General features: G+C 73.2%; 11 protein-coding genes. 7 read left to right on the forward strand and 4 right to left on the reverse strand.

The features are described from left to right. Window positions 1–35: 35 nt before the first annotated feature. The 6 genes from ATC03_RS02520 to ATC03_RS02545 all read left to right on the forward strand — a co-directional run bounded on the left by ATC03_RS02520 (window position 36) and on the right by ATC03_RS02545 (window position 6550). Entirely contained in the window at window positions 36–1433 is a 1398-nt protein-coding gene (locus tag ATC03_RS02520) for an NtaA/DmoA family FMN-dependent monooxygenase (protein ID WP_067872739.1), read from the forward strand. 304 nt (window positions 1434–1737) lie between these two features. Beyond that, window positions 1738–3093, forward strand: coding sequence for an aminotransferase class V-fold PLP-dependent enzyme (locus tag ATC03_RS02525; protein WP_198168734.1), 1356 nt, complete (start codon window positions 1738–1740; stop codon window positions 3091–3093). Window positions 3094–3225: 132 nt separating this feature from the next. Further along, window positions 3226–4296: a phosphate ABC transporter substrate-binding protein PstS gene (locus ATC03_RS02530; RefSeq protein ID WP_067872742.1), complete on the forward strand. Its 1071-nt coding sequence runs from the start codon at window positions 3226–3228 to the stop codon at window positions 4294–4296. Window positions 4297–4362: 66 nt separating this feature from the next. After that, window positions 4363–4860: an FBP domain-containing protein gene (locus ATC03_RS02535; RefSeq protein WP_067872745.1), complete on the forward strand. Its 498-nt coding sequence runs from the start codon at window positions 4363–4365 to the stop codon at window positions 4858–4860. Window positions 4861–4885: 25 nt separating this feature from the next. Beyond that, complete coding sequence (locus ATC03_RS02540; protein WP_067872747.1) at window positions 4886–5797, forward strand: hypothetical protein; 912 nt, start codon at window positions 4886–4888, stop codon at window positions 5795–5797. Window positions 5798–6058: 261 nt separating this feature from the next. Continuing rightward, window positions 6059–6550, forward strand: coding sequence for an FBP domain-containing protein (locus tag ATC03_RS02545; RefSeq protein ID WP_067872750.1), 492 nt, complete (start codon window positions 6059–6061; stop codon window positions 6548–6550). Window positions 6551–6661: 111 nt separating this feature from the next. Here ATC03_RS02545 and ATC03_RS02550 read toward each other — a convergent pair whose 3' ends face one another. Beyond that, complete coding sequence (locus tag ATC03_RS02550) at window positions 6662–7432, reverse strand: SGNH/GDSL hydrolase family protein (RefSeq protein ID WP_067872753.1); 771 nt, start codon at window positions 7430–7432, stop codon at window positions 6662–6664. An 88-nt stretch (window positions 7433–7520) separates the two neighbouring features. Here ATC03_RS02550 and ATC03_RS02555 point away from each other — a divergent pair, with 88 nt between their 5' ends. Beyond that, window positions 7521–8915 carry a GH1 family beta-glucosidase gene (locus ATC03_RS02555; RefSeq protein ID WP_198168735.1) on the forward strand — a complete coding sequence of 465 codons (1395 nt, stop codon included), beginning with the start codon at window positions 7521–7523 and terminating at the stop codon, window positions 8913–8915. A 57-nt stretch (window positions 8916–8972) separates the two neighbouring features. On the opposite strand, the gene ATC03_RS02560 is transcribed toward ATC03_RS02555, so the two are convergent. The 3 genes from ATC03_RS02560 to ATC03_RS02570 all read right to left on the reverse strand — a co-directional run bounded on the left by ATC03_RS02560 (window position 8973) and on the right by ATC03_RS02570 (window position 13000). Continuing rightward, on the reverse strand, window positions 8973–10535 hold the full coding sequence (locus ATC03_RS02560; protein ID WP_067872755.1) for a PucR family transcriptional regulator: 1563 nt from the start codon (window positions 10533–10535) through the stop codon (window positions 8973–8975). 145 nt (window positions 10536–10680) lie between these two features. Next, window positions 10681–11973: a kynureninase gene (kynU, locus tag ATC03_RS02565; protein ID WP_067872759.1), complete on the reverse strand. Its 1293-nt coding sequence runs from the start codon at window positions 11971–11973 to the stop codon at window positions 10681–10683. Window positions 11974–12007: 34 nt separating this feature from the next. Then, window positions 12008–13000, reverse strand: a complete 993-nt coding sequence (locus ATC03_RS02570) for an amidohydrolase family protein (protein ID WP_067872762.1) — start codon at window positions 12998–13000, stop codon at window positions 12008–12010. Window positions 13001–13002 lie beyond the last annotated feature (2 nt).

A 13002-nucleotide genomic window follows, 5' to 3' on the forward strand; every position in this document is an offset into this window, starting at 1 on the left:
ATGCCGAACACGACACCGCCACGGGGGGAACGACGATGACCCGACTCATCATCGGCGCGATGGTGCGCGCGATCGGCGCCTACCCGTCGGGCTGGCGATACCCGGGCGCGCACCGCGACCCTCGCAACGACGCCGGCGTGCTGCGCCTGACCGCGCGCCTGGCCGAGCAGGCCCGGCTCGACTACCTCTTCTTCGGCGACTGGCTCGCGACCGGGCACGACCTCGAGCACCGCGACCCGTACCTCGTCGCACGCATCGACCCGCTCTCGACGATCTCGCACCTCGCCGCCGTGACCGACCGCATCGGCCTCATCGCGACGGTCGACTCGACCTACGCCGACCCGTATCCGGTCGCGCGGGCGACGGCCTCGATCGACCTGCTCTCGGGCGGGCGTGCGGGCCTCAACCTCGTCACCTCGGCCGATCCGCGTGCGGCGCTGAACCACGGCGTCGACTTCGAGCGCGTGAACCCGACCCGGTACGACCGGGCGGTCGAGTTCGAGGCGGTGCTGCGCCGGCTCTGGGACTCCTTCGACGACGACGCGATCGTGGCGGATGCCGCGTCGGGCCGCTTCCTCGCACCCGGCAGCCTGCACGAGACCGGCTTCCGCGGCGAGCACGTGCGCTCGGCGGGGCCGCTGAACGTGCTGCGACCGGTGCAGGGTCACCTACCGATCGTGCGCTCGGGCGGATCGCCGCGTTCGCAGCTCATCGCCGCGCAGAGCGCCGACCTCGCGCTCGTGGCGGCGAACGACCTCGCCCACGCGGTGTCGGTGCGCGAGGAGCTGCGCGCCCTCGCGTTCGAGTCCGGACGCGACGACCGAACCCTCAAGGTCATCGCGCCCGTGCTGCCGATCGTCGGCGAGACGCGCGCCGACGCGCAGCAGCTCGCCGACGAGCTCTCGGAGCTCATGCAGCTCGTCGAGGACTGGCCCGACGGCCCGCCGCCCGGGTTCCCCGCGTCGCGCTCACTCGCGAGCCTGTCGACGCTCGTGGGCGTCGACCTCGCGGGCCGCTCGCCCGACCTCGCGGTGACCCCGTCGGTCGCTGAGCAGTTCGGCGCCGCCGGGCAGCAGCTCGTCGAGATCGTCGCCGAGCGCACCGGACGCACGCCGGGCGGCACGCGCCCGCCGACCCTGCGGCACCTCGTCGTCGCCGCGGCCGTGAACGCCCCGATCATCGTGGGCACGGCCGCCGACATCGCGGGCGAGTTCGAGACCTGGGGCGAGGCCGGAGCGGTCGACGGCTTCAACGTGCTCTCGGCGGTGCAGCCCTCGCAGTTCGAGGCGTTCACCTCGCTCGTCGCGCCCGAGCTCGTGCGTCGCGGCGTGCTGCCGCCGGCCTACGAGGGCGAGACCCTGCGCGAGCACCTCGGGCTCGAACGGCCCGAGAGCAGCTTCGCGCGGCCGAGCTACGCGGGCGCTCACATCTGACGGCGTGCAGTCGTGCGGCGGCGCTGGTCTCGAGACGCTTCGCTCCTCGACCGGCGTGGGTGGGTCTCGGCATGCGTCGTGCGGTGGCGCTGGTCTCGAGACGCTTCGCTCCTCGACCGGCGTGAGGTTCGCCGGCGGGGGGCTCGCCGGTCGAGGAGGCGCGCCAGCGCCGTCTCGAGACCCACCCCGCACGCGCGAATCGTGACCGAATGTTGCACCCCGTGACCACGTGCGACGCCGCATGGTTGTCGGCCCTGCCGCCCCGGTCGTAGGTTCGACGCCTGACCAGCAACGAGGAGCATCCGTGATCGAGACCGTCGCCCGCACCGAGGTGCGCGAAGCGGTGCGCACGGATGCCGCGGCCGGCCCGATCCCCGGCGGCCCGACCGCCGCCGGTGCCTCGCCGCTCGCGCCGCTCACCGACGCCGGCCTCGAGGTGCCCGTGCTCGGCGGCGCGACGGTGCGGCACGTGAACCTCGACGTCGCGGCATCCGCCCCGGCGCTGCAGTCCGTCGCGGCTCACGTCGCGCGCGTGCTGCCCTACTACTCCAGCGTGCACCGCGGCAGCGGGTACCCGTCGCAGGCCGCGACCGCGCTCGTCGAAGACGCCCGCGTGAGCGTCGCCCGCCACGTCGGCGCGCGCGACGGCGACCTCGTGGTCTTCACGCGGAACACGACCGAGGCCCTGAACCTGCTCGCCACCGCGGTGCCCGGCGAGGTCGTGGTGCTCGACATCGAGCACCACGCGAACCTGCTGCCGTGGCGCGACCGGCGCGTCGTCGTCGCGCGCCCGAGCATCGCCGAGACGCTCGTCGCGCTCGAGGCCGAGCTCGCCTCGCGCCCGGCCGCGCTGCTCTCGGTGACCGGAGCCTCCAACGTCACGGGCGAGGTGCTGCCGCTCGCCGACCTCGCTCGCATCGCGCACGCGCACGGTGCCCGCATCGCGGTCGACGCCGCACAACTCCTGCCGCACCGCCGCGTCGACCTCGCGGCATCCGACCTCGACTACCTCGCGTTCTCGGGGCACAAGGCGTACGCGCCGTTCGGCGCCGGCGCGCTCATCGGACGCGGCGACTGGCTCGACACCGCACCGCCGTTCCTCGCGGGCGGCGGCGCGGTCGAGAACGTGGCCATCGAGCAGGTCGAGTGGAAGACCGGCTCCGACCGCCACGAGGCGGGCACGCCGAACGTCGTCGGCATCGCGGCCCTCGCCCGCGCGCTCGTCGAACTCGAGCGTCTCGGCGATGCCGAGCGCGAGGCGCACGAGGCCGGCCTCACCGCGCGACTGCACGACGGACTCGCATCGCTGCCCGGCGTGCGCGTGATCCGTGGATTCGAGGACGCGACCGACCGGCTCGCCATCGCGACCGTCGAACTCGACCACGGCTCCGTCGGCCTCCTGGCCGCCGCGCTCGGCGCCGAGCACGGCATCTCGGTGCGGGCCGGGCGCTTCTGCGCGCACCCGTTCTTCGACCGCGTCTCGTCGCGCTCCAACGGGCTCCGGGCGAGCCTCGGCGCCGGCTCCACGATCGACGACGTCGACCGCTTCGTGGCCGCGCTCGCACAGCTCGTCGTCGACGGCCCCGCGTTCGAGTACGCGCGCAGCCCCGAGGGCTGGTGCCCGGTGGCCGACGACCGCCCGCGCGTCTCGTTCGACTGACGCGCCCCCCGACCGCCCCCGACCGCCCGCACCTCGACCGCCCCGGCTCCGGCCCGGCGCGCTTCGACCGCCCCCGGCGCCGGCCCGGCGCGCGCCCGCGACTTCCCAGCCGGGCATCAATACGATGACGGTATGCGTGCGGCGAAGATCACCGGAGGGCTCGGCGTGCTCGCCGCCCTGACCCTGCTGAGCGGCTGCGCCGCGAACGAGCGCGACCAGCAGTCGAGTGCGCTCTCGGGCACGATCGACGGCGCAGGCTCGTCGGCGCAGGCCGCGGCGCAGGACGTCTGGATCGCCGGCTTCCAGACCGCGAACGGCAGTGCGACCGTCAACTACGACCCCGCCGGCTCGGGCGCCGGACGCGACCAGTTCCTCATCGGCGCCGTCGCGTTCGCGGGCAGCGATGCGGCCCTCGAACCCGAGCAGACCGAGGGTGACGTCGGTCGGTGCGCGGCCGGTGCCGGCGCGGTCGACCTGCCGCTCTACGTGTCGCCCATCGCGCTCGCGTTCAACATCGAGGGGGTCGATGAACTGCGCCTCGACGCGGCATCCGTCGCCCGGATCTTCAGCGGCGACATCGACCGCTGGAACGACCCCGCGCTCGTCGCCCTGAATCCCGACGCCGCCCTGCCCGATTCCCGCATCACGGCCGTGCACCGATCCGACGACTCGGGCACGACCGAGAACTTCACCGATTTCCTGCACGAGGCCGCGCCCGCCGAATGGCCCGACGAGCCGTCGGGCACGTTCCCGTACGAGGGCGAGGCCGCGCAGGGCAGCTCGGGCGTCGCCTCGGTGATCCGCGACGGCGTCGACGTCATCGGCTACCTCGACGCCTCGCGCGCGACCGACATGGGGGTCGCGCAGCTCCAGGTCGGCGACGCGTTCGTCGCACCCACGCCCGAGGCGGCCGCCGCGATCCTCGATGTCTCGCCCATGCAGGCCGGCCGCGCCGACGACGACCTCGTGATCGACATCGACCGGGCCACGGATGCCGAGGGGGCGTACCCGCTCGTGCTGGTGAGCTACCTGATCGCGTGCCGCGGGTACACCGACGCGAACACCGGCGAACTCGTCGGCGCGTACCTCGACTGGGTCGCGAGCGAGGCGGGTCAGGATGCCGCGGCGCAGGATGCCGGTTCGTCGCCGATCTCGACGACGCTCCGGGAGCGCGTGCAGGCAGTCGTCGGCACGATCGGCTGACCCGACCTGCCCCGTGGGCCGCCCGCGTTCGTAGACTGGACGGGTTCGAGGAATCACGGGGGACCCATGCAGGCGTTGACCGAGGCCGAGGTGCGCGACGCGCTGCGCAACGCGTCGACGGCCGAGCTCGCGCAACTCACGCTGCCGGTGTCGTTCTTCGTGACCGAGTGGGCGCACCTCGACGCGTTCGCGTGGCGCGATCCGCGGATCCCGGGCCGCGGCTACCTCGTGACCGAGCTCGACGGCGAGCCGGTCGGCGTCGTGCTGCGCGCGCCCTCGCCGAACGGATCGCACCACCGCGCGGCGATCTGCAACCTGTGCCACACGCAGCAGCCGGCCGACCAGGTCGCGATGGTGTCGGCCCGCCGCGCCGGCGCTGCCGGCGAGCGCGGCGACAGCGTCGGCATCTACATGTGCAGCGACCTCGCCTGCCAGGACACCGTGCGCCTCGGGCGACCGGCCGCACCCTCCGAGGTCATGCCGAGCCTGCGCGAGCTCGAGAGCATCGACGGGCTCGCCCGTCGCACGCGAGCGTTCGTCGCGAACGTGGTCGAGACCGGCTGACGGAGCCGCTGGGAGCCGGCCGACGATGACGTCATCCGATCGTTCCGACCTCGAGGGCCGCGTGGCGGCGCTTCGACGCCTCGTCTACGGCACGCCCGACGGGCACCTGAGCGATGCCGTCGCGGAGCTCGAGGCGGCGGAGGCGGAGCTTGCACGGTCGATCGCGGCCGAGCGAGCGGAGGGTCCGTCGTCGACGCCGACGGCCGGGGTCGCTGCCGGTCGGGCCGGCGCCGATCTGCCGGGCACGGATCCGACCGATCAGGGCTCGCCCGGCGCCGGCCCGCCCGCCGGCGACCGGTCGACCGGCGAGCTCACGCTCCTCGACGTGCTGGAGCAGGCCGACCTCGCCGACGGGGCCGAATGGGCGAGCGGGGGGCGTGGGCGGGCGACCGACGCGCGGGCGGCCGACGCCGGGGCGACCGAAGCCGGGATGCCCGACGTCGACGCGGCCGACGGTTCGAGACGGCGCGGCGCCCGGAGCGGCGCGCGTCGCCGCACGCTGCTCTTCGGCGCGGTGGCCGCGATCGGCGTCGTGGCCCTGCTCGGTCCGATGCGAGCGCTCGCCGAGCCTCCGAGGGGCCTCGAGGTCTTCGATCGCGCGCCGGATCCGTCGCAGGCGATGATGCCGGGTGAGAACGAGATCCTGACGCCCGAGTCGCTCGCCTCGGTGCGGTTCATCGGCACCGAGGTCGGCTACGACGCCTGGGTGTTCCGCGACCGGAACGACGTCTGCATGACGCTGCAGCGCGAGAACTGGTACGGGTCGGGCACCACGTGCGTGGCCGAGGCGGACTTCGCGCGCACCGGCATCCGCCAGGTCGTGCGGTACGAGCAGTTGTACGACCTCGTGCGTCCGGTCGGCGTCGGGCCGGGCGACGGCGTCGAGTTCGCGTGGACCGCGGACTCGACCGCACTCGAGTGGTCGATGCGCCGGTAGCGCACCCATCGCCCGCGCAGGCTCGCTGTGTACACTCGCCCCTTGTGAGTCAGACCGTTCTTCCGTGCTCCATGCCCGTCGGGCGTCTGGAGGTCGTCGGCGTTCTCGAAGCCGGCAGGAGAGGGCCGTCGCGCCCGTGAACACCCGCGCCTCGGCGCGATCGACCGCCTGAGCCGCTCTCCGCGCCGGGCATCTCCATACGGAACCGAACCATCACGTCGGGTGGCATGAACGACCCGGCACGACGAAGGACTCATCACCATGCTCCCCATCGACGGCGCGCGCATCCGCGCCTCCCTCATCAACGCCTCGCAGCGCGAACGCGCCGCGGTGACCCTGCCCGCCGACTTCGCGACGCTCCAGTGGGACGCGTTCGACGTGCTCTGCTGGCGCGACCCCAAGCTGCCGAAGGTCGGCTACGCCGTGATCGAGACCGAGAGCGGCCCGGTCGGCATCATGCTGCGCCAGGCCGAGGGCCGCATCCGCACGCGCCCGCAGTGCTCGTGGTGCGAGGACGTGACCCTGCCGAACGACGTCGTGTTCTACACGGCCAAGCGTTCGGGCGCGGCGGGTCGCAACGGCGACACGGTCGGCACCCTCGCGTGCGCGGGCTTCGAGTGCTCGCGCAACGTGCGGCGCCTGCCTCCGGTGGCCTACCTCGGATTCGACGTCGAGGCCGCGCGGCTCCAGCGCATCGAGGCGTTGCGCGAGCACGTCGCCGGGTTCGTGCAGGCGGTGCGCGAGGGTGACTGATCGCTCCGCAGCATCGGGCGAGCGGATGCCGCGGGCGGGCGTCCACACGGATCGGCCCGCCCGCGGCATCCGAACCTCATCGGCTTGTGGCGCCCGCGAGCGTTCGACGCGTCAGTGCGCGGAGTCGGGCGTGAGCGGTTCGAGCGTGGCGCGCTTGGCCGTGCGGCCGTCGCCCGACGAGCGGCCCGTGAGGCGGCGGCCGATCCACGGCAGCACGAACTCGCGGTAGTAGGCGGCCGTGTTGCGGCTGCGCAGGCCGGCGGGTGCGGCGGCGACCTCGGCCACGCCCCACTCGTCGGGCACGGGCACGCCGATCGCGGTGAGCACGTTGCTCGCGACGCGCGCGTGGCCGAGCGAGTTCAGGTGCAGTTTGTCGGCCGACCAGTAGCGGATGTCGCGGAGGCCGCGGTCGTTGAAGTTGTCGACGAACGTGACGCCGGGAACGTCGGCGAGGTCGATGAGCGCGGTGGTCAGCCGTGCGCCGCGGGCATCGAACACCTTGCCGAGCGGGAGGTGCTCGGTGGGGTTCGCGCCGCTCAGCATGAGCACGTGGATGCCCTCGTCGCGGATGCGGTTGATGGCCTGGCGGAAGCGGTCGGCGGTGACCTGCTCGTCCATGCGGGGTCGCAGCATGTCGTTGCCGCCGCCGTTGAAGCTGATGACCTCGGGCTTCAGCGCGATCGCGACCTCGAGTTGCTCGTCGACGATGGGGCCGAGCTTGCGGCCGCGGATCGCGAGGTTCGCGTAGCCGATGGGTTCGCGCGCCGCGATGGCGAGGCCCATGGCGACGAAGTCGGCCCAGCCGCGCACGCTGCCGTCGGGCAGTTCATCGCCGACGCCCTCGGTGAAGCTGTCGCCGATCGCCGCATAGGAGTGGAACATGCGGTCAACGCTACCTTTCCGTGGCGCTCGGGCGGATGCGTCGATAGGGTGGCCGAAGTGGGTCAATTGACCCAGTTCGGAATCTTCGATGGCGAGGTCCCCAGTGGTCGACGAACGCATGCCCCGGTTCCCGAAGGGCTTCCGATGGGGTGCGGCCACGGCCGCGTTCCAGATCGAGGGCGCCACGGCGGCCGATGGGCGCGGGCCGAGCATCTGGGACACGTTCACGGCGGAGCCCGGACGGGTGATCGACGGGTCGAACGCCCACGTGGCCTCTGACAGCTACCGGCGCTGGCGCGACGATCTCGGCCTGCTCGGGGAACTCGGGGCGACCGACTACCGGTTCTCGATCTCATGGCCGCGCGTACAGCCCGGCGGCACCGGGCCGGCGAACCCCGCCGGACTCGATCACTACGAGCGGTTCGTCGACGCGCTCGCCGAGGCCGGCATCGCGCCCCTCGCGACGCTCTACCACTGGGACCTGCCGCAGCCGCTCGAAGACGCCGGCGGATGGCTCGCCCGCGACACCGCCCTGCGCTACGCCGAGTACGTGGGGCTCGTGCTCGATCGCCTCGGCGATCGCGTCGACCGCTGGATCACGCTCAACGAGCCCGCGATGACGACGCTCGAGGGGTACGCGCTCGGCACCCAGGCGCCCGGTCGAACGCTCATGCTCGGCGCGCTGCCCACCGTGCACCACCAACTGCTCGGGCACGGCCTCGCGGTCGCCGCGATCCGCGCCGCGTCGGGCACGGCCGAGGTCGGCATCACGAACAACCACACGCTCGTCGTGCCCGCCTCCGACGAGCCGGCCGACCTGGTCGCGGCAGGCGCCTTCGACCTCGTCTACAACCGCATCTTCATCGACCCCGTGCTCACCGGGGCGTACCCCGACCTGTCGGCGTTCGGACTCGAGACGTTCCCGGCGCTCGAGCCGGGCGACCTCGACGTGATCGCGGCGCCGCTCGACTTCTACGGCGTCAACTCGTACAACCCGACGTACGTCGCCGCGCCCGCCGCCGACTCGGAGTTCGCGCTCGCGGGGCTGCCGTTCGAGCCCGTCGGGCCGCCGGCCGGCACGCCCGTCACGGGATTCGACTGGCCGGTCGTGCCCGAGGCCTTCACCGAGCTGCTCGTGGGCCTCCGCCGCGACTACGGCGATGCCCTGCCGCCCGTCGTGATCACCGAGAACGGCGCGTCGTACCCCGACGAGGTCGTCGCCGACGCCGACGGCGAGCGGGCCGTGCACGACGTCGAGCGCATCGCCTACCTCGACGGTCACCTGCGTGCGGTCGCCACGGCGATCGAGCAGGGCGTCGACGTGCGCGGCTACCTCGTCTGGTCGCTCATCGACAACTTCGAGTGGGCTCAGGGGTACACGCAGCGGTTCGGGCTCGTGCACGTCGACTTCGAGACCGGCGAGCGCACCCCGAAGGACTCGTTCGCCTGGTACCGCGCGGTCGTCGCCGACCAGCGCGGCTGATCGCGGGCGAGCGGATGCCGCGGGCGGCCGTCCGCGGCATCCGCCCGTCGTGGTCGGTTACTGCACGGCGAGCAGGGCGGCCCACAGGTCGGCTCGCGCGTGGAAGCCCGAGAGGTCGCGCTCAAGCAGGCGCTCGGCGAGGGCGATGCGGCTGCGCACGGTGTGCCGGTGCACGCCGAGCTGCTGCGCGGTCGCGTCGAACTGACCGCCGTTCTCGAGCCAGGTGCGCACGGTGGCCACGAGAGAGCTTCCGGATGCCTCGTCGTGCTGCACGAGGGGCGCGAGCGTCGCGACGGCGACCGCCCGGGCATCGGTCCGGGCGAGGAACGCGAGCACGCCCTGCCGGCTGATCTCGTCGAACGCGACGACCCTGGCGGTCGAACCGGACTCGCGGGCCCGCTCGAGCGCACGCAGCGCCTGCTCGTGCGCGACCTCGAGCTGCTCGAGGTCGACCGCGTCGGAGATGCCGACGGGCAGGTCGAACTCCGACGCGAGCTCGTCGGCGACGGCCGAGTCGGCGACTTCGAGCACGAGGGCGACTCGGTCCGCGTCGCGGGCGAAGAACAGCCGGCCGTCGCGCTCGTCGACCCGCAGCTCGAGCAGCTCCGACAGGCGGTCGAGCGCATGGCCGGGGTCGCCGGTCAGGGCGACGCGCACCGGCCCGTCGGGCAGCGGTCCCCACATCTCGGTGGCGATGCCCCTGGCCAGGGCGAGGTCGCCGGCGAGCAGGCTCCGCAGCAGCCCGGAGCGCAGGTGGCCGCGCGCACGGTCGAGGTTGCGGTTCTGCTCGAGTGCGAGCCCGGCGAGCGCGATGACCGAGTTCACGACCTCGCGGCCGGCCTGGTCGAGTTGGGCGGAGTCGCCGATCGCGAGCACGCCGCGGAGGGCGCCACCGGATCCGAGGGTCTGCAGGGTCAGTCGCTGCGGCTCGCCCACGGACTCGCCGGCGAGCAGGCTGCGGCCCGCGCGCTGTCCGCGGCGGAGCATCGACCTGGCCTCGCCGACGACCTCGCCGAGCGCCGGCTGGGGGAGTCCGCCGGAGGGCGACTCGCGGTCGAGGTTGCCGGTCGCGTCGACGAGGCCGACCCAGGTTCCGAGTCGCTGCGAGAGCTCGGCGAGCGTGGCCGAGAGTCCGTCGGGGCGCAGGGCCGCGCGCGAGATCGCGCGCTGGGCCTGCAGCGCCCACGCCTCGCGGGCGTACGCGTCTTCGGCGAGCAGGTCGGCGACGAGCCGGGCGATGGCGATGAACGGCACCCGGAACGGCACCTCGAAGAGGGGGAGCCCGAGCTCGGTGCAGGCGTCGACCAGCGTCGCGGGCGTGCCGTCGCGGATCACCTCGGTGCCGAATCCGAGGGCTGCGACGCCGCGGTCGCGCAGGCGCTGCACGTACGCGAGGGCGAAGCCCGCGGCATCCGCTCGCGCCTCATCGAGGTCGAACTGGGTGCCCGTGGTCAGCAGCACCTGGCCCTCGTCGAGGAACGGGGCGGGGTCGGCGAGGTCGGAGCTGTGCGCCCACATGACCGGTGCGACGAGCGCCTCGGCGGGCAGGGTGGTCGCCGGGGTGAGCAGTCCGAGGGCCAGTTCGGGGCGATCGAGCAGCGTCTGCACCGTCGGTTGCACGGTTGGCCACCCTTCGCTCGGGCATGTACGCGGTGGCGAACATGCAGGCTTGAGTGTACCGGCGGGCGGCGGAGCTCGGGCTGAGGGTGCGGAGCCGACGCGGGCCGGCGGGTCGGTCGATGCGCCGACCGGCCCGCCGGGTCTGTCAGGTCACGGCGCCGCGGCGTGCGAATCGCGAGTCGCGCCAGACCTCGGTCGAGAGGATGTCCTCGAGCGTCGCCACGGCGTCCCACACGTCGGCGTGCGAGACGTAGAGCGGCGTGAAGCCGAAGCGCATCAGGTCGGGCGCGCGGAAGTCGCCGATGACCCCTCGCTCGATGAGCGCCTGCATGACCGCGTAGCCGTCGGCGCCGCCGGCGCGAAGGGCCACCTGGCTGCCTCGCCGAGCCGACTGCCGCGGCGTGACGACCTCGATGCCCCACGGCGCCAGCCGCGAGTCGACGAGCGAGATGAAGAGCTCGGTGAGCCGGAGGCTCTTCTCCCGCAGCAGCTCCAGGTCGACGTCGCGCCAGATGTCGAGGCTCGCCTCGAGCGCGGCGACGGACAGCAGCTGCGGCGTGCCGACCCGGAAGCGCGTGATGCCGGGCGCCGGCGCATACTCCACGTCGAAGTCGAACGGCTTCGCGTGCCCGTGCCAGGCCGTGATCGCGGGGCGGGCCTCGGGGTGGTGCCGCTCGGCCGCCCAGATGAACGACGGCGAGCCCGGGCCGCCGTTGAGGTACTTGTAGGTGCAGCCGATCGCGAAGTCCGCTCCGGCGCCGTTGAGGTCGACGGGCACGGCGCCGACGCTGTGGCAGAGGTCCCACACCATGATCGCGCCGGCCGCCTGCACCTGACGCGTCACCTCGTTCATGTCGTACATGCGCCCCGTGCGGTAGTTCACGTGGGTGAGCACGACGACCGCGACGTCGTCGTCGAGCACGTCGGCGAGGGTCGGGCCAGGAATCCCGTCGCCGCCGATGAGCCGGCGTTCGAGCGGCCGACCGGGCTCGCCGACCAGCTCCTGCACCGATTCGAGCACGTAGAGATCGGTCGGGAAGTTGCCGAGCTCCGAGACGATCACGCGGCGCTCCGGACGCAGGCGAGCCGCGGCGACCGCGACCTGGAAGAGGCTGCCCGACGTCGAGTCGCCGAGCACGACCTCGCCCGCGGCCGCGCCGATGAGCGGCGCGATGCGATCGCCGAGGTCGATCGGCTTCGTGAACCAGCCCGCGTCGTTCCAGCTGCGGATGAGCCCGGTGCCCCACTCCTCGGCGATCACGCGCTGCACGCGCGCGGCCGTCGCGCGGGGCAGGGCGCCGAGCGAGTTGCCGTCGAGGTACACGACGCCCTCCGGGAGGTCGAACAGCTCGCGGTGGCCCGCGAGCGGGTCGGCGGCATCGAGGGCCGTGCAGGTCGCGCGGTCGATCACGTGCGGGATGGCGGGGGCGATGCTCATGTCGGGTCGGTCCTTCGCGGTTCGGGGGAGGCGGTCAGAGCGCGAGGAAGCGCCGGGCGTTGCCGTGGCGGATGGCCGCCTTCTGCTCGTCGGTGAGGAAGTCGGCGCGGTCGATGACGGCGCCCACCGGTCGCTCGCCCAGCGGATAGGGGTAGTCGCTGCCGAGCATCACCTGCTCGGCGCCGAGGGTGTCGACCAGCAGGCGCAGGGCGGCCGGGTCGAACACGACCGAGTCGACGCTGAAGCGGTCGAGGTACCCCGTGGGCGGCAGCTCGCTGACCCCGACGACGTCGGGTCGGCGGTGCCACGCGTTCTCGAACCGGCCGAGCCAGAACGCGAACGAGCCGCCGCCGTGCGCGAAGCCGATGCGGAGCGTCGGTGGCACCCGGTCGAACACGCCGCCCAGGATCATCGCGATGATCGAGAGGTGCGTCTCGGCGGGCATGCCGGTGAGCCAGCGGGCCATCCAGCGGTCCAGCCGCGGCGAGTCCGGCATGTCCCACGGGTGCACGAGCACCGGCACGCCGCGATCCGCGCAGTGCTGGAGGAACGTGACGATGCCCTCGTGATCGAGGTCGCGGTCGCCGACGTGGTTGCCGATCTCGACCCCCCGGTGCCCGGCGGCGATCGCACGATCGAGCTCGGCGCACGCGGCATCCGTATCCTGCAGCGGAACCTGCGCGAACGGCAGCAGCCGATCGGGAGCCGGGGAGCAGATCTCGAGCGTGAGGTCGTTGAAGATGCGTGCGACCTTCGCGGCTTCGTCGCCGGGCTTCTCGTACGAGAAGAACACCGGCGTCGGCGAGACGACCTGGATGTCGACGTCGTCGGCGTCCATCTCGGCGAGCCTGGCCTCGGCGCTCCAGCAGTTCTCCTCGATGCGACGGAACTCACGCGAGCCGACCATGATCATCGCCTCGCGCTCGGAATCCACGCGGAGCGAGGGCCAGGGGCCCGGCCCGACCTGCGTCGACAGGTCGGGCCAGCCCTTGGGCACCGCATGCGTGTGGATGTCGATCGTGCCCACCC

This window comes from Agromyces aureus (assembly GCF_001660485.1).
Lineage (GTDB): Bacteria > Actinomycetota > Actinomycetes > Actinomycetales > Microbacteriaceae > Agromyces > Agromyces aureus.